Here is a 22,846-nt window from a genome sequence, read left to right on the forward strand (position 1 = left end):
TTTTCTATATATTTTCTGCCATTTCTTCTTTAAATCCGAAGAAGTACGTAAAGATAAATCCGAAAGTATATGCAATCACTAAACCAAGGAAATATAATAAATATTTATTATCAGCAATTAACGGAATTAATGATAATCCTGATACACCTATTCCGAGTGCGGCTGTTTTCATAACTGCTTGGAACGCACCGCCGACAGCCGCTCCTAAACAAGCAGTAAGAAACGGTTTCCCAAGTGGCAATGTAACCCCGTATAATAACGGTTCGCCAATTCCTAAAAATCCTACTGGAAATCCACCTTTAATCACATTACGAAGGCGTTTATTTTTTGTTTTCACATAAATTGCAATCGCTGCTCCTACTTGCCCAGCGCCAGCCATTGCTAATACTGGTAATAAAGGCGTTACGTGAGTTTGATTAATAAATTCCATATGAATCGGTGTTAAACCGTGATGTAATCCGACCATTACGAGAGGTAAAAATGTTCCAGCAAGCACAGCTCCGGCAAATGCTCCGCCAATATTTAAGATAGCATTAATTCCGCTTGTAATTCCTTCAGATAAGAAACCTGCAACTGGCTGAATTGCTAACATCGTTACTATACTTACCACTAATACAGTAATGAGTGGTGTCACGATAATATCAACTGCATTTGGCACAGCTTTTCGAACTTGTCTTTCAACTACAACCATAAGCCATGCTGCAAAAATAACTGCAAATAATCCGCCCCGTCCGGGTACTAGCGCTTCACCGAATAATTTTACATTCGCCATCGCTGGATTGAAAATTAAAATACCTGCAATTGCCCCAAGAACTGGTGTCCCTCCAAATTCTTTCGCTGTATTCCAGCCGACTAAAATGCCTAAGAATGTAAAGATACCGCCGCCAATTAATAGTAACATTTGTAGCCATGTTGCATTCGGGTCGGCGCCTGCATTTTTCGCAAAGTTAGCAACCCCGTTTATAATTCCTGATGCGACAAGACCAGGTATTAACGGAATGAAAATACTTCCTATTTTTCTTAAAAAGTTTTTCACTGGTGTATTATTTTTCTTCTTAATCCCTGACTTTATCTCTTGACCGAGATCTTCAAGGTGATGGTCTGCAACCTCACCAATTCGTAATCCTGTTAAAACTTCCATTTCAGCTGCTACTTTATTTACTGTTCCTGGACCAACGACAACTTGAAGTGTTTCATCTTCAATCACACCCATAACACCTTCAACTTTTTTCAAAAGGTCCATGTTCACTTTACTTTCATCATGAAGCGTTAATCGTAACCTCGTCATACAATGAGCAATGCCACGAATATTTTTTACTCCCCCAAGTTGCTCCGTAATCCTACTCGCCATTATCTCTTCTTTCTTCATAACAGAATCCCCCCTCCCCAGAGTTTAAAGTGCCTTCTTCACAAATCCTTTCGCACATTTTAATTTTTCTAGTGCTTCCCCATATTCACACTGTAGTAATATCATAACGATTGCAGCTTTCACATTTCGATTTGCTTTTTCATAATACTCTGTAGCTACTTCATAACTAGCGCCTGTTGCTTCAACAATAATTCGTTTTGAGCGTTCTACTAACTTTTCGTTTGTCGATTGAACATCTACCATTAAGTTTTTATATACTTTCCCTACACCAATCATAGACACTGTAGAAATCATATTGAGTACTAGTTTTTGCGCTGTACCAGCCTTCAAACGTGTTGAGCCTGTTAATATTTCTGCGCCTGTTTCCACTTCCACATTTAGTTTTGCATATTTACTTATTTCAGCATTTTTATTACAGGAAATACTAGCTGTACTCGCTCCCTCACTACTTGCGTATTTCAATCCGCCAATTACATAAGGTGTTCTACCACTTGCTGCAATTCCAATAACCGTATCTTTCTCGTTTAATCCAATGCTTTTCAAATCTTCTTCTGCTAACTCTTCACGATCTTCAGCGCCTTCTACCGCCTTGGTAAGCGCTTTCAATCCACCTGCTATAAATCCTTGCACCATTTTGTCATCTGTTCCAAATGTCGGTGGACATTCCACTGCGTCTAAAATACCTAAACGGCCACTCGTACCAGCCCCAATATAAATTAAACGGCCTTCTTCTTCAAAAGACTTAATAACAATCTGTACAACCTTTTCAATTTCTTCTATTTCATTTTCAACTGCTAACGCAACAGTCCGATCTTCCTGATTCATGCTTTGTAAAACTTCCTTTATGCTCATCTCATCTAAATTCATCGTCTTCTCATTACGATGTTCTGTAGATAAATTTTCTAACATGTTGTCACCTTCTTTGAAATTTTATTTCACACTTTTATTATAACTTTAAGAAATTTAAAATCGACATTACTTTTTTATTTTATGAAATTTCATTTCTTTTCATGACAAATTTATGTCCAGTCACACAAAAAAGATGGGTTTCCCCATCTTTTCACTTTAACTTCCGTAACCGCAGAGCTTCTTCTCTCGTCTCCATAAATTGATCTATCACATTATTACCGATACGGTTAAAAGTAATAACGTATAAAGCATCAATCATATTCAGTTGCGTCATCCTTGACGCAATACTCGCAATGCGATGATCTTGCTCTACATCTGGCATACAAAGGCGAATGTCTGCCGCTTTATATAAAGGAGATGATTGGTCTAGCTTCGTAATCGCAACAACTGTAGCCCCTCGCTTCTTCGCATATTGCGCCATTTCGAGCACATCTTTCGTCCGCCCAGAAGTTGAAATCGCCACAAATATATCTCCCTCTTTTAAATTCGTGACGAGTGGCAACATCATATGAAAATCAGATAGCATCATCGCTGTAAATCCAAGGCGAGTAAATTTATAAGCTCCGTCCATCGCCGGTGTAGCTGATCCACCAACACCGTAAAATATGATCTTATCAGCCTTCACAATACTATCAGCAGCTTTCTCAAGTTCCTTCTTATCTATCGCAGTAACACTCGCCTCAATTGCAGCTTTATTCACATATGTAACTTTATTAAACAAATCATACGGTCCATCTTCTGTATTCATCACTGAAAAGTCGTTAATATTATAATCAACAATTGTTAATTCACGAACGAGTGCTATCTTAAATGCTTTAAAGCTTCCAATACCGATTGTTTTACAAAAACGTACAACACTCGCCTCACTCGATCCCGCATTTGTAGACACTTCTTTCGTCGTTAAATTCGGAACAATCTCTGCGTTCCCCATTATATACATGGCAACCTTCTTTTCAGCTGGTGAAAATTGATCCATATTATTTTCAATTTTAAATAGTAATGTTGAAGCTTTCACCATTTAACCTCCACTTCTTGTGGCTACTTTTTATTTCGTATATTCTACTTCTTCATGAAGATAATAGCCATCATTACCAGACGGATGGTGAACAATTACAGTTCGATCCCCTTTTTTATATGCAGTTATTTCGCCTTCAGATCTCTGTTTTTCCCATCCATTTATCCAAATTGCAAAGTCAGGTACAAAAGCAGTGTACTGATGTTCTTTCAGGTTATCACCTTCCACATAAGAAGAAAAAATAGAAACCGGAAAATCTTTCACTTTTGATTCTTTTCCTGCCATACATGGTATGCAAAGTAAAAGAAGTATAACTACACCTATAACTTTTCCCCTCGTAATCTTCATCTATTTCTCTCCTTACCCTAGCATATACGTAGATTTTAACATAATTACAACCTATTCATGCTACATAACCATTGCTTTTTGCGATAAAAAAAGGGCTTACCTATATAAGATAAGCCCGTTCTCTCTATACAAAATATTTCTTCAAAAGCGGCGGTGTAATAATCGTCGTTAATATGACAACAATGACAATCGCTGTGAAATTTTCTTTCGCTAATAAATTCGCCGTTAATCCATTTGCTGCAATGATAAGCGCTACTTCCCCGCGCGACACCATTCCCGCACCGATACTAATAGAAGATTGTAAGTTAAATCCTGTTAGTCTTGCTCCTAAACCTGATCCAATTAACTTTGTGAAAATTGCGATGAGCGTCATGATGATAATGAACCAAAGTTGGCTTCCGATACCTTGAAATGTAATTTCCATTCCGATACTTACGAAGAACACTGGGACAAATATCGCATACGCAATTGGTTCAATTTTATGTTCCACTTCATGCTTATACTCTGTTTGTGAAATGGCAATTCCTGCTGCAAATGCCCCAATAATACCTGCGATTCCCATCATTTCACTGTAATACGAAAAAGAGAAACAAATAATAAGAGCCGCACTAATTAACGCTTCCGATACACGAAGTGGTACGAGCATTTTCATAATCCACGGAACTACTTTCCATGCGATAAAAACGATACTTACAAAGAAAATAATTTTCTTTGCGATAACCAGTGTTATATTCACATCTTGCGTTCCTAAAAAGCTCATTACAAACGCTAATAAAATAACGACTATCACATCATCAAATACAGCCGCTCCTAAAATCGTTGTACTTTCTCTCGTATTCATTTTCCCTAAATCTCTTAACGTTTGCACCGTAATACTAACCGATGTTGCGCAAAGTAATAATCCTAAAAAAATGGCGTGGGATTGCATCAATCCGAAAAGCAGTCCCGTTACATAACCACCGATGAAAGGGAAAATAATTCCACCAGCCGCTACTGCAAAGGACGCTTTTAAATTCCGATTTAACTCTTCTAAATCTGTTTCGAGTCCCGCCATAAACATAAGTAGCAAAACACCAATTTCGCTAAGCTCATCAATAAGTTCTGAACTATTAATAATACCAAGCACAGCAGGACCGATAATAATACCAACGATTAATTTACCAAGTACAGAAGGCTGGCCAAGCCTAACGCTAATATCACCAGCTAATTTCGTACAAAGTAAAATGACGACAAGTTCAAAATAAAATAACATAGCATCTTCTCCTACTATATAAAGTAAATCTTTTTGTTAACCTGCATCTATTTCTGCACATAGTTTCTCCTTACAACCGGCATTTTATTTGTTAAAGTTTTATTTGACAAAATATTCTGAATTATAATAAGATTAATCCAGAAATTTCAAAAAAACTACATACCATAACTGTATCTTCATTCACTTACATACTCTTTTCCAATAGGCTCGTACTATATTCGCAGTTATGGAGATGAAAACTAAAGGAGGAGAGTTCAAAGTGAAGTCATTATTACGAAAAAAAGCGCTTAGTACTGAATCACCACGGCAGCTAGATAGAACATTAACGGCACTCGATTTAACGTTTTTAGGAATCGGCGCTGTAATTGGGACAGGGATTTTTGTATTAACAGGTATTGTAGCAGCAAAACATTCTGGTCCTGGTATTATGCTATCATTCCTTATTGCTGCATTTACTTGTGCTTGTGTAGCATTTTGTTATGCCGAATTCGCTTCTTCTATACCAGTCTCAGGAAGTGTTTATACTTATGCATACATGACCGTCGGAGAAGTTGTCGCCTTCATCGTTGGTTGGTGTTTAATGCTCGAATATTTACTCGCAGTTGCAGCAGTAGCTGTTGGCTGGTCTGGATATTTACAATCATTGCTTCAAGGATTCAATGTACACCTTCCCGCCATTATTTCCTCGGCTCCTGGAACGGGAAAAGGTGGTCTCATTGATTTACCAGCTGTTTGTATTTTACTTCTCATTACTGGGCTTTTAAGTTTTGGTATACGTGAAAGCGCACGCATTAATAATGTTATGGTCCTTATAAAATTAGCAGTTATTATCGCCTTTATCGTGGCAGGCGCAAAATATGTAAAACCTGAAAATTGGACACCGTTCATTCCATTCGGGTACGACGGTATTATTACTGGAGCTGCCACTGTCTTCTTCGCATTTTTAGGTTTTGATGCAATCGCAACCGCTGCAGAAGAAACGAAAAAACCGCAGCGTGACTTACCAATCGGTATTATCGGTTCCCTTCTCATTTGTACAGTTTTATACATGATCGTATCTTTCGTTTTAACAGGTATGGTTCCTTATACGCAATTAGACGTTTCTGATCCTGTTGCATTTGCACTGCATTTCGTCGGTGAAGATACTATTGCGGGGCTACTTGCAGTTGGTGCGATGACAGGAATGACAACCGTTCTTTTAGTCGTTATGTATGGACAAGTTCGCGTTTCGTATGCAATGAGCCGAGACGGTTTACTGCCAAAAGCATTAGCACGCGTAAATAAAAAAGTAAAAATCCCTTTACTAAACACATGGATTACTGGGATATTTGCAGCTTTATTAGCAGGACTTTTAGATCTACATTTACTAGCGAATTTAGTAAACATCGGTACGTTAACAGCCTTCACATTCGTTTGCTTTGCTGTACTTATTTTACGGAAAACTCATCCCGATTTAAAACGTGGCTTCCGTGCACCACTCGTACCTGTACTACCAGTTGTCGCTATTCTTTGTTGTTTATATTTAATGATTAATTTGTCTAAAATGACATGGATCAGCTTTGCAGTCTGGCTTATAATCGGTTTATGCGTCTACTTTTTCTACTCTAAAAAACATAGTCATTTAGCTAATGAAAAAACAAATGATGAGAAGAAAAAAGCGTAATAAAATAGCTCGCCTATGAAACGGCGAGCTATTTTCATGTCTATTATGTTTTTTAGTTAACGATTGTAAACTGAAAAATATACCGATGCAAGTTAGTACATAACCTGCAACTTTTGTATACTTCTTCACCCTTACTTCGCCTCTTTCTTTTTCTTTCTCCACGCGTTTACACTATCAAAGAAAAAGTTAATAAATAGCGTTCCTAATCCAGCTAATAAAAATGTCATTAAAAATAGAACCCATATACTTTTATCTTTTAATAAATAATATCCTACAAGGAGCACAACTGCGATCCATACATATTCAAGAATTCTTTTTAGTTTTTTCTCTTCCAAATTATTCGCTCCCTTTTTCTATACTACTTTTAGTATAACAAAAAAGAAGCCTATCATGATAAGCTTCTTTTTCTTATACCTTATTTGTTGATGCTTTTTTCAACAAGTGAAATAGCGTGCTCTAGCGTACGATTCATTGATTCCACATACTCATCTTTTACATTTTTATCTTTTAACGCAGCTTCTGCAACTGTGATTTTTTGACTTAATGATTTAACTGAACCGTCTGTTACATTTCCATCTTGCGCTTTCTTTACTAAAGCTTTTGCAAATTCAACATTCCCTTTTAATTTTTCTTTCGGTGTTTTTGGCTGTTCTTCTGCTACCTTTGATTGTACAAATGTTTGGTTTGCTGTTTTTAATTCATTATACGTTTGAACAATTTGTTCTCCTGTACTCGCTATATTCTCAAACACTTTCTTTGCATTGTCATAGCTTCTTTGTAATTCGTTAAAAGCTTCTTGTGAATATTGACCTGGCTTTTCACCAAATTCATAAGTACCAGCTAACACTTCTTTCACTTTTCCACTCTCTTCATATAACGCATTTACTTGCTCTAATTTTGTACGATTAGAAAACTCGTTATATGCTGCTACTACTTCTGAAGAACTTAATGCTTTACTATATAATTTTGCTAACGCAATTTGTCCATTTAACGGAATACCGCCATTTCCATTGCTATCAGGATCTGCACCAAATGCGAATGGTACGTTCGGGTGATATACTTTCCCTTGAGCTGGCTGACTATTTACTTTTTTACCATCTACATAAATTGCTACTTCACTTCCATTATACGTTCCTGTTAAATGATACGTTTTGTTTGCTTCTAATTGAACGCCCACACGTTTATAACTTCCGCCAATATGAGCCCATAATTCTACATATCCACTTCCTGTAGACTCAAAACCAATTCCACCGCTCTCTGTATTTTGCAAAATACCTTGTCCGCGAATTTCATTCATTGAAAATACAGTTTCTAACGTAAATGAATTTGCTACTTTTTCTTTTTGTGTTGCTGAAAATGGAAGGTACCCAAATGTATTTGCTTTTCCATTTAATTTCATTACATTTGTTTTCAACGCTTTATCATATTCAATAGATACATTGCCTTTCACATCACCTTTTGTTCCAAACGGTGAGTTATCTTTAAATGTACCATCTAAGAAATTCACATCAAAAACGTCTGCCTTTGGTACTTTCACATTCGGATCAATATTATCTTTTTTCGTTGTGATTTCTGCAGTTAACGGTTGCGCACTTTCATTGCCAAACGAATCAATTGCAACCACTTCAAGTGTATATGTTTTCCCACCATCTAATCCAGCAAGCGTAAATGTAAGTTCTTTCGGCACTGGATCACGATAAAACCCAGAGAACGCTAATAGCTTATTTTTAATCTCACCTGTTTGTTTATCCTTTGCTTGCAAGCGATAAGAATGAACAAGAAGGTTGTCCAACGCTTGCGGGAATGTTACTGTTGCCGCATTTTCCGTTACATTTGATACAGCAAGCTTTGCATCCTTCGCAAAGTATGGCTTTTCTTTATCACGATCTTCTACATAGTTGAATCCTTCTTTTTTCGTTGGTAATTTAATTTTCCAAGGCTCACCTGTCCAAGAGTTTGTATGGAAATCACGGCGATTAATTGTTACCTCTTTGTCATCTACCTCTACCAATAAACCTTGGCTTAATGTACTAGCTCCTGGCGGGATATTCCCTTGTACTTTACCGCCTTCAACTTCCATATAGCTTACAGAAGATGTTCCAACAGACGTAAAGTCTTTTTGATGAATCGATCTTGGATCATCTAACGGATAATGTGAATGACCTGAAAACGTAATTACTTGTGGGTATTCTTTTAATACCGCATTAATCTTTGCACTATCTTTCGTTCCCCATTCTTGGCTACCGTACACTGTATCTTTAATATGTTGATGTAAAAACACAAAAATCGGTTTTTCTGGATCATCTTTTTGTGCCTTTGCCATTTCTTCTTTTAACCAATTAATTTGCTTGTCCGAATAATAGCCATGTGTTGTCCCATCCTCTGGAGACATAACAAGGAAATGATACCCTTTTACCACTTTATGATAATAAATCGATTCCATTCCTGTCTTTTCTAAGAAACGCTTCTGCGCTCCCTCTACAGATAAGCCATTCCAATAATCATGATTACCGAGAGAATTCATTCGTACCGCATCTTTATTTGCATTCTCATTATACACTTGCATGAAACGATCATATTGCTTTACTGAACCCGAATCAGTAAAATCACCTACAATGACAAACGCATCTTGCTTTGGTGCAAGCGTATTAAGTTGCTCAATCGCTCTTTTCCAGCGGAACGTATCATCTGTTCCACTATCTTTAATATGCACATCACTTACAACTGGGAAAACGATTTTCTTCTCACTTGGTGCCTTTTCTTTCTTTTTCTCTTCCGCTTTAACCGATGTACTCCACGGAAATGATACAAATGCCAATACAAACACCATTAATAATCCAATAAGACCTTTTACTTTTCTTAAAGTAGTTCTTTCCACGTGAATCCTCCTCATAATAATTGATTCATTACAAGAGCTATTTTATCTAAAACATATTAATGTCGTTTAAATAACAAATGAATTTTATTAGATTTTTGTAAATATACAGTTAATTAGGTGTTAACTCCAACATTACTCGTACTATTGTATACAAACACCTTTTGTCTAAAAGAGTCTGATTATTCTTTTCCCATGTCTATTTACATATAATCTTTTCTATAACATTAATGATAAGTTAAGCTGTAAGCCTATTAGACAATCTTAATTTTAAAAATTTTATTCTTTTCTTAACACATCGGCCATGCTTCTACATTTAATAGTAGTAAAAGACAACTTAAAAAGGAGGGGTTGTATTGAAAAACAAAAAAATATTGGTTGTTTTGCTCCTTTATCTATCATTTGTCCAGCCCCTTGTCCACCGCCCCCTCCTCCAAATCCAAGTTGCGAACGAGTAACAAATGAATTTGCAGGAAACTTCCTCATAACTAATAACACTATTCCCTCTACCAAAGATGCATCACCATCAATGATACTGTGGCAAAGTGATGGGATACTACTTATATCAGGTACTGTCTCGGTTTATAATAGTACTAGCAGCACCGAAGCAATTACAATTCAAATCGTCGGAGCAGTAACCAATATTTTCACTGTGTTTCCTGGTAATACAATGTCTTACACAGGAAAAGATTTACAATCCGTAAGTGTTATCAATATACAAAATAATCCTTCACTATATTTAGAAGGCAAGTACTGTTGCCAATTTACATGTTGTTTATAAAATAACTATTTCATTCCTTCTCCAACAAAAAAGCATACCATTTCGGTATGCTTTTTTATGAAATCGGATAACGTACTGTAATACAAAACTCTCCTTGATTAACCGTTGTTCCCGTCGTAGTAATTCGAACAGTAGTAAAATGTCGCACTGTGAAAGTACCACTACTTTGCGGTTGTACAGTAATCGTATCAACTACTGTAGCACCTACTAAAAAATCAACGGTAATCGGGTTTGCGCCTACATCATATTTAACATAACCTGAACCGTACACTTCTTGTGTAATATTATTCGTGTATACAATTTGAGTACCAGCAACTGTAATAGACCAGTCTGTACATACTTGATCTTGCACAAGCGTTTTATTAGAACAACAAGACAAACTGGAACTTCTCATTCCCATTTTGATCCTCCCCTATTCTACTATGAAAGTGGATAACGTGTTGTAATACAAAATTCTCCTTGATACGTTCCAGCAGGTGTTGCAGGTAACACAACTTGTATACTAGCAAAGCGACGATACGTAAAAGCAATACTCGTTCCTGGGTTTAATGTTTGTGTATCAATTGTAGCCCCAGCAGAATCAAGTGCTTCTACAGTAATTGGGCCTGGTCCAACATCATATTTAACAAAACCAGTACCAATTACATTTTGGTTAATATTATTTGTATAGAGAACATTATCAATTGCTGTTGCAACTACAGTAGCAGACCACGGACTACACACTTTATCTTGCACATAATTTTTATCTGGACAGCAAGTTAATGCTGACCCTGAGCACTCACAAGACATAGTTGTTTCCCCTCTCTCTTTTATATTCCCTATATGTGTATGTCCTTTAGAGTCTTTTGCCTGTACTATTCATCTATTCTAAAAAAATAATCAAACCTTAGCGTTAATGACTAGATAGATTCCGTTTTGTTTCGTTTTTTCATAAATTTATAGATAAAGATACTACCTACAACAATAAGAACGACCACTAATATAGGTAACATATATTGTCCAACAACATCCGCTGCCTTTTCCCAATGCGGACCTAATTTCATTCCAAAATAAATATACAAAGTCGTTAACGGGAACATTGCTACAAATGTATATATGCTAAATTTCCATATATTCATTTTCGCCATACCACATGGAACGGAAATAAGTGTTCGAACTCCCGGAATGAAGCGTCCTAAAAATGCTACAACCGGTCCATATTTCTCAAAGAAATCATCTGCTTTTTGAATTTGTTCTTCTTTAATAAAGAAGTATTTCCCGTATTTTATTAATAGAGGACGACCACCGTAATAACCGAGTGCATATAACGTTAATGGGCCTGTCGTTCCACCGATTGTTCCGGCTAACACAGCTAGCCAAAAATTCATATCCCCCTCGTATACCCAATACCCAACAAGAGGTAAAACAACCTCTGCCGGAATAAATTCAAAAGTTAAAGCTAACACAACTCCAAAATAAGAAAACTGCTTTAAATACTCGATTATATCTAAAATAATTTGCTCCATACTTTTAGCCCCTATCCCACATTTACATTATGTTTTTCTTGCAATTGTACTGGCGCCATCTTTACGATTCGGTTCAAAATGAATAAAACAATTCCAATATCATCTAAAATACCGATAAACGGTAAAAAGTCTGGAATTAAATCGAGTGGCATAGCAACGTAACCAACTAAAAAAGCAATAGATAAGATTTTCTTCTTTATTGAAACCTCTTTTGAAGTGAAAAAGTCAAATAAAAATGGAACAAAACGGCGGACATGAAATACAACTCTTAATCTACTTATAAGTTTTTTCATTTTATATCTCCTCTCTTTGTATACAAAAAGGACCCCACCAATATGGTAAGGGTCCTAAAAAAGACATAAGGGGCCTTTACCATTGCTGGTAAAGGTCTCACTAACAACGAAACGTTGCCAATAAAGCCGAGGGTTTCTCCCTGTAATGACGACTTTATTGTAATAAGTTACTCCCCTTTATATACACAATTTTATACAATCACATTAAAATATTTGGAGAGGCTTGTCAATATTTTTTTCATTCGCCATTAAGATTATTACATTACAAAAGACTCTATTCTGTATTCTCTTTTGATACAATTTGGAGTTTAAAACGATCTGGGTCATAAACACTTATTCTTACTTCTTCACCATAGCATTCCTCTGCAAATGATATTTGATAAAACTCTAACTTTTTCTTTATTCGCTCGATATTTGTAGTTTTTAAAAATATTTCCTTCACTGATGATGTGACAGTCTCTCTGTACTTCCCAAAATTCCGATTTACAACAAAACAAATTCTCGTCGAACCAATATCATACCAAACACCTGTTACACGTAATTGTGGTCTTTCCTTGCTCGGTTTAAAACCTAAAATTCCTTCATAAAAATATAATGTTTCCTTTAAATTTTTAGATTCTAATACAATACATGTTGTAATACTTTCCATCCGCACTCCCCCTGTCTCTATTAGTTTTCTATATGAGTCATAATTTACAATTATGTACGAATACAATACATAGTGATGAATATTTCATTTATAAAGGAGGAGTGTAACATGGATAAATTCATGAAATCCTTCATACCTTATCACGGCCCAAACGATCCTTGTCCTCCAATCGGAAAAAAATATTACTCAACTCCCCCCCACTTATACATGGGCTTTCAACCAACTAATTTACCGCAATTCCCACCAAAAGAGGCTTTAAGAAAAGGGACTCTATGGCCTGCATTTTATGATTATTATGAAAACCCTCACAAAAAAGGACGGTGAACAAAAACGTGACACAAACATTGCCTGATGAATATTACAAATGGATTGAAGAACTACAAGAATTTGATTTTGTATTAGTTGAACTTACCCTCTATTTAGATACGCATCCAGACGATACTGCAGCTATAAATCAATTCAACGATTTCTCCTATAAACGAAGAGTATTACAACAAAAAATTGAAGAAAAATACGGTCCACTCCAGCAGTTTGGAAATAGTTATTCAAATGCTCCATGGGAATGGAGTAAAGGACCTTGGCCATGGCAAATATAACGTAAAACTTTCATTAGTTTTGAATTCTTTAATCCAAATCATTATGAAGCCTACTATACATTCCCTGCTATTTCTTCGCCTAGAAGAATGCTTATTACTGTCCATTAACACAAGATGAAGGAGAGAAAATATGTGGATTTATGAAAAAAAATTGCAATACCCTGTTAAAGTGAGCACTTGTAATCCAGCACTTGCAAAGTTATTAGTTGAACAATATGGTGGTGCAGACGGTGAGTTAGCCGCCGCCCTTCGCTACTTAAATCAACGTTATACAATTCCTGACAAAGTTGTTGGCTTACTAACCGATATTGGTACAGAAGAGTTCGCACATTTAGAAATGATTGCTACAATGATTTATAAATTAACAAAAGATGCAACACCTGAACAAATGAAAGCTGCTGGATTAGATGCACAATATGCTAATCATGATAGTGCGTTGTTTTATCATAATGCTGGTGGTGTTCCCTTTACTGCTACTTACATTCAAGCAAAAGGAGATCCTATCGCAGATTTATATGAGGATATTGCAGCTGAAGAAAAAGCACGAGCAACCTATCAATGGCTAATTGATTTATCAGATGATCCCGACATAAATGATAGCTTACGCTTTTTACGCGAACGGGAAATTGTTCATTCACAACGCTTCCGAGAAGCAGTAGAAATTTTAAAAGAAGAGCGTGATCGAAAAATTTATTTTTAACACACATATCCTAGCGATATGTGTGTTTTTATGTTAAAAGTTAAATCCTTCCTTATTAACATATAAATAGAATATTTATTCAGTTTTACGCATTATTTTAAAATATTTTCAAAATTCCCTATTGCTTTCTAGTCATCAGACCTTTAAAATAATAACAGTTACTCGACAAATTATTTGAATTTTCGACAAAAACACTCATTAGGAGGCTTTTCTTTATATGCGTACAACTTTAAAACCAGCACAAATACTTTCGATTAGTTTACTACTATTCGCAGTTTTCTTCGGTGCTGGTAATATGATTTTCCCGCCACTTCTCGGACTTTCTTCAGGAGAAAATATGTGGGTTTCCATTACAGGATTTATTATTACAGACGTCGGTTTATCTTTACTTGCTATCGTTGCTGTTGCCCTTGCCGGTGGTAGTTTTAACACTTTAGCGAGCCGTGTTCATCCAAAATTCGCAGCAGTATTCGCTATCATTATTTATCTCTCAATCGGCCCACTATTTGTTATTCCACGAACTGGATCTGTATCTTACGAAATTGGGATCGCACCACTTTTCCCAGATCAATGGTACTCTATGTTAGTCTTTAGTACGATTTTCTTTACAGTCGTCTACTTCTTATCATTAAATCCATCCAAATTAGTAGATCATATCGGTAAAATATTAACACCAATTTTACTTGGCATTATTGCAATTATGGCAACAAAAGCAATTCTTTCGCCAGGATCGTTCGCAGAACCTATTGGTGACTATAAAGACATCCCATTTTTCACAGGATTTCTCGAAGGCTTTTTAACATTAGATGCAATCGGTGCTCTCGTACTATCAACAATTGTTGTAAATGCAATTCGCCAAAATGGTATACAAGAGAAAAAATCGATTGCGAAATATACAATTATTTGCGGAAGCATTGCTGCCCTTTTCTTAACAGTTGTTTATTTCTTACTCGGTTATATCGGAGCTTCAAACGGAAACTTAGGACAATTCGAAAACGGTGGTCAGCTATTAGCAACCGTTATGTATCAATTCTTTGGGACAAGCGGTAACATTTTATTAAGCATCGCGATTATATCTGCTTGTTTAACGACTGCAATCGGTGTTGTAAGTGCATTCGCCAACTATTTCACAACAGTATTAACAAATGTTTCATACAAGAAGCTTGTACTATACGTTTGTATCTTTAGCTTTATTATTTCAAACTTAGGATTAAGCTTATTAATCAAAATTACATTACCTGTATTAATTATTTTGTACCCAATTACAATCATTTTAATTTTCGTATCATTTATTGATAAATATACGAAACGTAAACCTTCTGTCTATATCGGAGCGATGATCGCGGCATTCATTATTAGCTGTATTCATGCACTTGATAATATGGGAATGATTCCAAGTTTTATCGCTAATATCGTACACACAATTCCTCTTTACAACTTAGGAATCGGCTGGATCGTTCCAGCAATAATTGGTGGAATAATCGGATACTGTATTCCGCAAACAGAAGCTGAAGGCGAAGTTTCTGCAAAATAGAAAGAAGCAAGCATTGATTATGCTTGCTTCTTTTTTATTTTCACATCGTATGTTTAAACGTAAATAGCTCTTCTTTTGACTGCACAGCAGGTTGTTCCTTTTCTGCAACTTCCTTCTTGATTTCTCCCCCTATCCTCACTTTCATCATCGCTTCTTCTATACTTTTCACAATCATATTTCCTGAAAAAATAGTAAGCCCGAAAAATGTAATTGGGACAAGAGGAATCCATGGATGCACTGTTAATGATCTAAAATAAACTCCTATTAAACCTGACCATTCGTGTGTGTAAGAGTCTAATTCTTCTACCGGTCCTAAAAACTTAACAGTTCCGCCAAAGAACACTTCCAGTAACCCTAAGTGCAGTAAAATAGTAAGAGTCTGTGTAAACTGTTGAAGAAATACGAGTATAAACGTCATATAGAGATGCGGAAAAAGATGCTTTATAACAATATGTCTTCTCGATCCACCTAATATGCGCGCGGCATCAATAAATTCTTCTGTTTGTAATTTACGAACTTCCTTCGCAACATACAATGCAATAACTGGCATCGCAAGCATTACAAGTAATACAACTTGAAACGAAGCCCTTTCAAAAAAAGTTGTTGTTTCCTCTCCACTTCCAAAGGTATTCACAGATTGAAGAAAGAAATACGCAATCATAACTGTCGGAATAACTGTGAAACTATCAAAAAAAGCCTCAATCTTCGAAAAGCCTCTTTTTATATATGTTCCGAGCACAACACCGAAAAACACACCTATTACCATTCTAAGTGCCGCAATTAAAATAGATATACCAATCGTCCATTTCGCGCCTTCAATGACTAAATGTAAAAGGTCATATCCTTTCCGGTCTGTCCCGAGTAAAAATTGTAATGAAGGTGAAAACGGTGGCACTTCTGGATTGCCAGCCGCATCATATTGCAGTGTAACTTTTTTAATCTGTCCATCATTCCATATCGTATTTCCGATGCTCAAAAGAACTAATATGAGAAGAAACCCAATGCTTATCCAAAATCTTTTATCGCGTTTTATATACGTCCACATATTATAAGCTCTCCTTCATCGCAGTTGGAATGAGATAATGAAACAATTTAAATAAAATAAAAATCGGAATATAAATAAGCAGCACACTAACGATGAAAACCTCAACCCTAATACCCTCATACGATTTCAAAAACATAAAAATACCACTCGTATTAAAAATCCATTCTATAATATATAAATTAGATAACATAAAAAAAATATTCGTTTTCGCAAAGAAAAGTGTACTAAGCAACACATTTCGTAAAATATGACGATTTAAAATATGAAAGCGATCCAGCCCTTTCGCCTTAGCAAATAGTACATAATCTTTTTCTAGCTCATTTTCAAAACGAAGCACTAACATTTTTACAAATATAATCGTAGTCGGTATACTCAAACAAAATATTGGCAATCCTCTAATCGACTCACCTCCAATTGACGCAATTTGAAAAGGTAAAAAACCTGTTTGTTTAAAAAACCATATAACTAAAATTTGTGATCCTAAAATAAGAAGAATGTCTGGAATGGATTCTAGGAAGATGAGAAATGATTTAATTCGATATTGTATACGCGGTGAACTACTCATAATCATATAAACAATACAAAATGCTACAAATAATGAAATGAAAAAAGCGGCCAAAAAAATAACAATCGTTTCTTTATAATGGACAAACAACTGTGGAAATAAAAATTTATCTCTCACATATTGCAAATTGGAGATATCCATTAAGTTCGCAAATACTTCTTTTAAACTCTTTATGTACTCTGATACATGCAGCTCAAATCCATAAAATAATTTCGGCAGTGTCCCTAAACAAATAATACCCAAAATCGAAATAAGAAATTGAATCGTCATTTCCATCCCATTCAAAAAAACTTTTTTGACCATTTTTCCCCTTCTCTCTCTATGATTTACCCTTTAATTTTATTCTTAATTTTCTGAATTGTAAATATTTATACAAAAAACCACTAGGTTATGATCCTAGTGGTTCTTTATGCACATGTTTTTCTCTTTTCGAAAACGGCATATACAAAATAAAACATCCAATAAGCGCTGCGATTTCTAATGAAATAATATAGTAAGGATGTGGCCCTAACATATCGAGTAATGAGGCAGTTTCTGGCTTATGAGCTAAAAACATATAATTACCACCCGTTTTAAAATTCACAAACGAAACGATAGGAATTAATACGTTTAAAAATATCATCGTCCGTTTAATAGACTGCAAAGTAGGACGATACCCTTCCACCCAAGTCATAAAGAGCGGTGCCCAAATGAGTAGTATATGTGCAATAAAATATTCAATGAAACGAAAATGCGGAAAAGCATACTGCAGGTTTGGCGTTAAAATTGCCTGCGATGCACCAATGATTCCTGTAAAAAACACAATCTCATATATTCGATAACTTTTCGTTACAATCATAATTGATGCTAACAATAAACTAATTGTACATAACTCAAATGGTAATGAAGTGCCTAACTCAAAAATCCCTGCTTTCCATTCCCACATATGAAGTCCAATTTCACTTCCTATAAATAGAAATGCAATCGCATATCGAACCGTTATATTCCACTCACTTTGACGTAATACATCTTGGTATTGATATAGAAAAAATATCCCCACCAACATAATAAATAATATAATGGCATGTTGCCTTGAGTATGGAATAAATGGTTTTAATGGATGCGCACTAAAATAAGCTTCCATCTTCCTTCCTCCTCTCCTTCCTACAATATTATTGTAGGAAGGAAGCAACGAGTCAATTCATTTGCTTAATCTAGGACAACCTCTACATTACATTTACATATCCATACCTTACAAAACTGTAAGGTTATTGTAAGCTAAAACGATTTGTCATATTCTTCACCTCTTCTATACTTAATGTAGATACTAAAACGAACGAAAAGGTGATAAATAGATGAAGAAGAAAAATAAAGTGTTAATTACTAGTGTAGTAGCAATCGGAATTGCGGCTGGATCATATTTTGCTTTAGCTGGCGGTAGTTCAGAAGTAGCAATGGCATATAGCGGATATAAAGTAACCGAAAAACAAATTGAAAATGCACAAAAATTTGGCGGTGAAGTTATTCCAAATGGAATTGAAACAATTTCATTCGATCCAACAAAAGGTACGTATGAATTAGCTGTTAAAAAAGGTGATGAAGTGAAAAAAGGTCAGCTTCTGTTTAAATATAATGACCCTACTGCTAAACAAGGTGTAACGGAAGCTGAAATGCAAAAGAGAATTGCACAAAAAGAAGTAACATTACATCAAAAACAAATCGATGCGGCAAAACAAAAATTACAAAAAGAGAAAAATGCTGGCCTTCCTCAGGAAGCATTAAAAGCATCGGAAATCGAAGTTCAACAATTAGAATCACAACTTGAAATGAAAAAGTTTGAAGTAGAAAAAGCTGATGAAATGATTAAAGCAGCAAAAGAGAAATTAAATACACTTTCTGTAACGAGCCCTGTTGATGGCGTAATTGATGATATCGTGAAAACTGCTGATGAAAAAACAGGTATGAGCGGCATTACACTTCGCCACGCTGGTCCATTTAAAGTAAAAGGTCAACTTTCTGAATATGAGCTTGCTAGTATGAAAGTTGGGCAAGAAGTAACTGTTTCATCAAAAACTGTCGCTGGTAAGACTTGGACAGGAAAAGTAACAGAAATCAGCTCTACACCATTAAAGAGCATGGATGAAAATAAAACTGTTTCTAATTATCAATTCACAGTCACATTAGATAATAGTGAAGAATTACAAAACGGCTTCCATGTTTACGTAACGAGTAAATCTGGAGAAGCAACTGGTACAATTGTTCCGAAAAGCAGCATTGTGAAAAAAGGTGACAAAAATGTTGTCTTCGTTGTAAAAGACGGTAAAGCGAAAGAACAAGCGGTTACTGTTGAATTCGAGACAGATAGCGAAGCAAAAGTTTCAGGAGTGAAAAAAGGAGAGCAAATTATCTCTAAACCTGAAAAAGATGTAAAAGATGGTATGGAGGTTGTCGCCCAGTGATTAATTTAAAAAGCATCACGAAATCCTTCCAAACTGGTGCAGAATCAGTTCAAATATTACACGGAATTGACGTAACACTGAACCAAGGTGAATTCACTTCTATAATGGGACCATCTGGTTCTGGTAAATCAACGTTAATGAACATTATCGGTTGCTTAGATAAACCAACTACAGGTACGTATGAATTAGCTGGTCAAAATATTTCAAATATGTCTGAAACAGAACTCGCACATGTTCGTAATAAAGAGATAGGATTCGTATTCCAAAACTTCATGTTACTACCGAGACTTACAGCACTACAAAATGTTGAATTACCTCTTATTTACGCTGGAGTCGATAAAAAAGAAAGACGTGAGCGCTCATTAGCTGCTTTAACAAAAGTAAGTTTAGCTGATCGCGCTACTCACCTGCCAAACGAATTGTCAGGTGGACAAAAGCAGCGTGTTGCGGTTGCACGTGCAATCGTAAATAACCCGAAATTCATCTTAGCCGATGAACCAACGGGTGCACTTGATACGAAAACAAGTACACAAATTATGGACCTCTTTTACGAACTAAACAAACAAGGCTCAACAATCATTATGATTACCCACGATCGTGAAATCGGGGAAGCGGCAGCACGTCAAATTGTAATTCGTGACGGAAATATCGTCCAAGATTGGAGAGGTTAATTTTGAACACGAGTGAAAATATACGCATGGCCCTTTCCTCTATCTTTGCTCATAAAATGCGTTCTATATTAACGATGTTAGGTATTATTATCGGTATTAGTGCCATTATTACTATCATTTCAATGGGTGATGGTACAAACGCAAAGTTTAAAAAAGAATTAGGCCAAGGAAAAGATACGGAAGTAACGATTTACTATAACAACCCCGATTATGGAACTGATAGTGCCAAAATCACACCTGATATGCTAAAACGTCTTCAAACTGTACCAGGTGTTAAAGATGTTTATCCAGATGTAAGTATGAAAGTAAAAGCATCTTCTGGTTCAAAAGATGTCTCTCTTGATTTAAAAGGTGGAACAGGCGCCTTTATGACAGATTCGAAGATAAAATTAGTTCACGGTCGTGAATTAAACGACAGCGAATTAAACCAGGCGATTCCTGCTGTTATATTAAATGAAGAAGCTTTCAACAAATTATTTAATGGTTGGGAATCAAATTTATACACTGATATAAAAGGAAAACCATATAAAATAGTCGGTGTGTACGAAACGAAAAATGAATTCGGAATGGCTATGGCTGAAGGTTACACGTCACTTGAAAACGCCCCTGTAATTTCTGGAGTAAATGAATATGACTCTGTAAAACTAACACTAGTTTCTCCAGCAGAACGTAAAAGTGTAGAAAAACAAGCCGTTTCCGTTTTAAACGAAATGAAAGCTCCTAAGTTTGAACATAAATTTGAAGCCCAAGATATGGGTGAGTTTACAAAGCAATTAGATGAATCAATCGGTATGATGAAAATGGTATTCGGTGGTATTGCTGCTATCTCTTTACTTGTTGGTGGTATCGGTGTAATGAACATCATGCTTGTATCTGTAACAGAACGTACACGTGAGATTGGTATTCGTAAAGCACTTGGTGCAACGCGCGGTAAAGTATTAACGCAATTCTTAATTGAATCTTGTATTTTAACAGGACTCGGTGGTTTCATCGGATTCATGCTCGGTATTTTCTTCGCTTGGATCGTCTCAATCTTTGCCGGATGGCCACTCGTTATCTCAAAAGAACTTGGACTTCTTTCAGTAGGTATTTCAATGCTAATCGGTATTGCATTCGGTTTACTACCGGCTAACAAAGCTGCAAAACTTGATCCAATTGAATGTTTACGATATGAGTAAATAAAAAACGTAGGAGTTTACACTCCTACGTTTTTTATTTTATTGCAGGCAAATTCGATTTTATCGACGTTTTGACAAAAATAAGAACCTCTAACTTCTATTATATAATTCTACTGCAATTCGTGAACCAATTAATCACGATATCTCCCCTTCAAATTGTGTTTCTTCTATTATATATGTTTTAAGTTACGAATATCTTTCGAAGTCTTTTTATCATTTAAACTTTCATTTCTCACGAAAGCTATCAAGCAATCCTATTATTGCAAAAATAATATGTAAAAGAACAAATTCAAGGCGTAATTTTTTCCATACTACAACTTATTTTGTAACAATTATATCTCTATTTTATTAAAATCCACCCTATATATATGACTTCTCACACAAAAATATTATATTTTTATAACTACATTGCGATTCAAACAGTTAAATACCCCTTTTTCGTAATGTTACAGAAACATTTAAGAAACACCACTGATACATTATTAATCTATTAGTAATTAAAATAGTATTGATTTTATGAATCATATGTTCTAATCCCCCAAAAAACGTGAAGAAAACGCTATCAGGATATTAATGGAATTATTACAGAATATTAATGCCTCGTTACGAATGCTTTGTAGTTTTGTGTTTTCCGCAAATAAGAAAATAATGGTTGCTATAATGAGGTCAACGAAAACAAATGCAATGGAGGCTATTATGAAAAAATTTATGGGCATAGCAACAGCAGCGGTTTTTGGTCTTGGGATTTTCACAACATCTGCTAAAGCAGAAACGATTGTAACAACTGATGTACTAAATGTACGAGAAAACCCAACTACTGAATCACAAGTTGTCGGAAAGTTATTAGATGGATATAAGGTTGACGTTTTACATACAGAAAACGGATGGTCAAAAGTTAAATTAAATAGTGGTAAAGAGGCTTTCATAAGCGCTGACTATACAAAAGATACTTACTACGTAACAGCAAACGTATTAAACGTACGTGCTGGTGCAAACACAGACTCAGAAATTCTTGGTAAGTTGAAAAAAGATGATGTAATCGAAACAACACACCAAGTACAAAATGATTGGATTCAATTTGAATATAACGGCAAAACAGCTTATGTACACGTTCCTTACTTAACAGGAAAAGCACCAGTTAAAGTTCAGCCAGTAGTTAAAGCTGAAAAAGTAACTAAAGTTCAAGATACAACTAAAGTTCGTGAAGCAGTTAAAGCCGGGGAAGTAGCTGAAGCTCAAGCAAAAGCTAAAGCTCAAGAGGCAACTAAAGCTCGTGAAGCAGCTGAAGCTCAGGCAGCAACTAAAGCTCAAGAAGCAACTAAGGCTCAAGAAGCAGCTAAAGCTCAAGCAGAAGCTAAAGCTCAGGCAGCAGCTGAAGCTCAAGCAGCAGCTAAGGCTCAAGAAGCAGCTAAGGCCCAGGCAGAAGCTAAAGCTCAGGCAGAAGCTGAAACTCAAGCAGA

The 22,846-nt window shown here is 35.7% G+C and carries 26 protein-coding genes; 10 read left to right on the plus strand and 16 right to left on the minus strand.

What is annotated here, in order from left to right:
* Window positions 1-4 precede the first annotated feature (4 nt).
* The 5 genes from MR071_RS18795 to MR071_RS18815 form a co-directional block, all read right to left on the minus strand.
* Window positions 5-1,369, minus strand: a complete 1,365-nt coding sequence (locus MR071_RS18795) for a PTS transporter subunit EIIC (protein ID WP_242237503.1) — start codon at window positions 1,367-1,369, stop codon at window positions 5-7.
* 24 nt (window positions 1,370-1,393) lie between these two features.
* The gene (gene murQ / locus MR071_RS18800) at window positions 1,394-2,278 is read right to left on the minus strand and encodes an N-acetylmuramic acid 6-phosphate etherase (protein ID WP_242237505.1); all 885 of its coding nucleotides are present in this window, start codon (window positions 2,276-2,278) and stop codon (window positions 1,394-1,396) included.
* A gap of 151 nt (window positions 2,279-2,429) precedes the next feature.
* Entirely contained in the window at window positions 2,430-3,293 is an 864-nt protein-coding gene (locus tag MR071_RS18805) for a MurR/RpiR family transcriptional regulator (protein ID WP_105585862.1), read from the minus strand.
* Between the two features lie 30 nt (window positions 3,294-3,323).
* Complete coding sequence (locus MR071_RS18810) at window positions 3,324-3,641, minus strand: outer surface protein (protein ID WP_242237508.1); 318 nt, start codon at window positions 3,639-3,641, stop codon at window positions 3,324-3,326.
* A gap of 124 nt (window positions 3,642-3,765) precedes the next feature.
* Complete coding sequence (locus MR071_RS18815; protein WP_083596011.1) at window positions 3,766-4,893, minus strand: cation:proton antiporter; 1,128 nt, start codon at window positions 4,891-4,893, stop codon at window positions 3,766-3,768.
* A 226-nt stretch (window positions 4,894-5,119) separates the two neighbouring features.
* Here MR071_RS18815 and MR071_RS18820 point away from each other — a divergent pair, with 226 nt between their 5' ends.
* The gene (locus tag MR071_RS18820; RefSeq protein WP_242237511.1) at window positions 5,120-6,556 is read left to right on the plus strand and encodes a branched-chain amino acid transporter BcaP; all 1,437 of its coding nucleotides are present in this window, start codon (window positions 5,120-5,122) and stop codon (window positions 6,554-6,556) included.
* 131 nt (window positions 6,557-6,687) lie between these two features.
* Here the strand turns inward: MR071_RS18820 and MR071_RS18825 are convergent, their stop codons facing one another.
* The 3 genes from MR071_RS18825 to MR071_RS25635 form a co-directional block, all read right to left on the minus strand.
* The gene (locus MR071_RS18825; protein WP_002201657.1) at window positions 6,688-6,891 is read right to left on the minus strand and encodes a hypothetical protein; all 204 of its coding nucleotides are present in this window, start codon (window positions 6,889-6,891) and stop codon (window positions 6,688-6,690) included.
* A gap of 80 nt (window positions 6,892-6,971) precedes the next feature.
* A complete protein-coding gene (locus MR071_RS18830) occupies window positions 6,972-9,434 on the minus strand; it encodes a LamG-like jellyroll fold domain-containing protein (RefSeq protein WP_242237517.1) in 2,463 nt (820 codons plus the stop codon).
* 276 nt (window positions 9,435-9,710) lie between these two features.
* Complete coding sequence (locus MR071_RS25635) at window positions 9,711-9,944, minus strand: hypothetical protein (RefSeq protein ID WP_242237520.1); 234 nt, start codon at window positions 9,942-9,944, stop codon at window positions 9,711-9,713.
* Here MR071_RS25635 and MR071_RS18840 point away from each other — a divergent pair.
* Window positions 9,832-10,212, plus strand: coding sequence for an S-Ena type endospore appendage (locus MR071_RS18840; protein WP_242237553.1), 381 nt, complete (start codon window positions 9,832-9,834; stop codon window positions 10,210-10,212). The two genes, MR071_RS25635 and MR071_RS18840, sit on opposite strands and share 113 nt — an antisense overlap.
* A gap of 55 nt (window positions 10,213-10,267) precedes the next feature.
* On the opposite strand, the gene MR071_RS18845 is transcribed toward MR071_RS18840, so the two are convergent.
* The 5 genes from MR071_RS18845 to MR071_RS18865 all read right to left on the minus strand — a co-directional run bounded on the left by MR071_RS18845 (window position 10,268) and on the right by MR071_RS18865 (window position 12,659).
* Entirely contained in the window at window positions 10,268-10,612 is a 345-nt protein-coding gene (locus tag MR071_RS18845) for a DUF3992 domain-containing protein (protein WP_242237523.1), read from the minus strand.
* A gap of 20 nt (window positions 10,613-10,632) precedes the next feature.
* Window positions 10,633-11,001 carry a DUF3992 domain-containing protein gene (locus MR071_RS18850; RefSeq protein ID WP_100063499.1) on the minus strand — a complete coding sequence of 123 codons (369 nt, stop codon included), beginning with the start codon at window positions 10,999-11,001 and terminating at the stop codon, window positions 10,633-10,635.
* 110 nt (window positions 11,002-11,111) lie between these two features.
* Complete coding sequence (locus tag MR071_RS18855) at window positions 11,112-11,717, minus strand: DedA family protein (RefSeq protein ID WP_242237527.1); 606 nt, start codon at window positions 11,715-11,717, stop codon at window positions 11,112-11,114.
* Window positions 11,718-11,728: 11 nt separating this feature from the next.
* Window positions 11,729-12,010 carry a YkvA family protein gene (locus tag MR071_RS18860; RefSeq protein WP_000733844.1) on the minus strand — a complete coding sequence of 94 codons (282 nt, stop codon included), beginning with the start codon at window positions 12,008-12,010 and terminating at the stop codon, window positions 11,729-11,731.
* Between the two features lie 274 nt (window positions 12,011-12,284).
* On the minus strand, window positions 12,285-12,659 hold the full coding sequence (locus MR071_RS18865) for a VOC family protein (RefSeq protein WP_242237529.1): 375 nt from the start codon (window positions 12,657-12,659) through the stop codon (window positions 12,285-12,287).
* A 108-nt stretch (window positions 12,660-12,767) separates the two neighbouring features.
* On the opposite strand from MR071_RS18865, the gene MR071_RS18870 reads away from it, so the two are divergent.
* The 4 genes from MR071_RS18870 (at window position 12,768) to brnQ2 (ending at window position 15,489) form a co-directional block, all read left to right on the plus strand.
* Window positions 12,768-12,983 carry a spore coat associated protein CotJA gene (locus MR071_RS18870; RefSeq protein WP_105585793.1) on the plus strand — a complete coding sequence of 72 codons (216 nt, stop codon included), beginning with the start codon at window positions 12,768-12,770 and terminating at the stop codon, window positions 12,981-12,983.
* Between the two features lie 8 nt (window positions 12,984-12,991).
* Window positions 12,992-13,255, plus strand: a complete 264-nt coding sequence (locus tag MR071_RS18875; protein ID WP_002116426.1) for a spore coat protein CotJB — start codon at window positions 12,992-12,994, stop codon at window positions 13,253-13,255.
* A gap of 130 nt (window positions 13,256-13,385) precedes the next feature.
* A complete protein-coding gene (cotJC, locus tag MR071_RS18880) occupies window positions 13,386-13,955 on the plus strand; it encodes a spore coat protein CotJC (protein ID WP_002170510.1) in 570 nt (189 codons plus the stop codon).
* A gap of 217 nt (window positions 13,956-14,172) precedes the next feature.
* Entirely contained in the window at window positions 14,173-15,489 is a 1,317-nt protein-coding gene (gene brnQ2, locus MR071_RS18885; RefSeq protein WP_242237532.1) for a branched-chain amino acid transport system II carrier protein BrnQ2, read from the plus strand.
* A gap of 40 nt (window positions 15,490-15,529) precedes the next feature.
* Here the strand turns inward: brnQ2 and MR071_RS18890 are convergent, their stop codons facing one another.
* From MR071_RS18890 to MR071_RS18900, 3 genes are all read right to left on the minus strand, one after another.
* Window positions 15,530-16,534: an ABC transporter permease gene (locus MR071_RS18890; RefSeq protein ID WP_242237535.1), complete on the minus strand. Its 1,005-nt coding sequence runs from the start codon at window positions 16,532-16,534 to the stop codon at window positions 15,530-15,532.
* 1 nt (window position 16,535) lies between these two features.
* Entirely contained in the window at window positions 16,536-17,402 is an 867-nt protein-coding gene (locus MR071_RS18895) for an ABC transporter permease subunit (protein ID WP_242237539.1), read from the minus strand.
* 85 nt (window positions 17,403-17,487) lie between these two features.
* Window positions 17,488-18,222 (minus strand): YwaF family protein, encoded by a 735-nt coding sequence (locus tag MR071_RS18900; RefSeq protein WP_242237542.1) that lies wholly within the window; start codon window positions 18,220-18,222, stop codon window positions 17,488-17,490.
* Between the two features lie 211 nt (window positions 18,223-18,433).
* Between MR071_RS18900 and MR071_RS18905 the strand changes: the two genes are divergently transcribed.
* The 4 genes from MR071_RS18905 to MR071_RS18920 all read left to right on the plus strand — a co-directional run.
* Window positions 18,434-19,537 carry an efflux RND transporter periplasmic adaptor subunit gene (locus MR071_RS18905; RefSeq protein ID WP_242237545.1) on the plus strand — a complete coding sequence of 368 codons (1,104 nt, stop codon included), beginning with the start codon at window positions 18,434-18,436 and terminating at the stop codon, window positions 19,535-19,537.
* Window positions 19,534-20,208, plus strand: coding sequence for an ABC transporter ATP-binding protein (locus tag MR071_RS18910; RefSeq protein WP_105585800.1), 675 nt, complete (start codon window positions 19,534-19,536; stop codon window positions 20,206-20,208). Before MR071_RS18905 ends, MR071_RS18910 begins: the two co-directional genes overlap by 4 nt.
* 26 nt (window positions 20,209-20,234) lie before the next feature.
* A complete protein-coding gene (locus tag MR071_RS18915) occupies window positions 20,235-21,386 on the plus strand; it encodes an ABC transporter permease (protein WP_414429095.1) in 1,152 nt (383 codons plus the stop codon).
* Window positions 21,387-21,959: 573 nt separating this feature from the next.
* Window positions 21,960-22,846 (plus strand): SH3 domain-containing protein (locus MR071_RS18920; protein ID WP_242237547.1); only part of this gene is annotated, 887 nt, incomplete at its 3' end.

Source organism: Bacillus cereus group sp. BfR-BA-01316 (genome assembly GCF_022664195.1).
Classification (GTDB): domain Bacteria; phylum Bacillota; class Bacilli; order Bacillales; family Bacillaceae_G; genus Bacillus_A.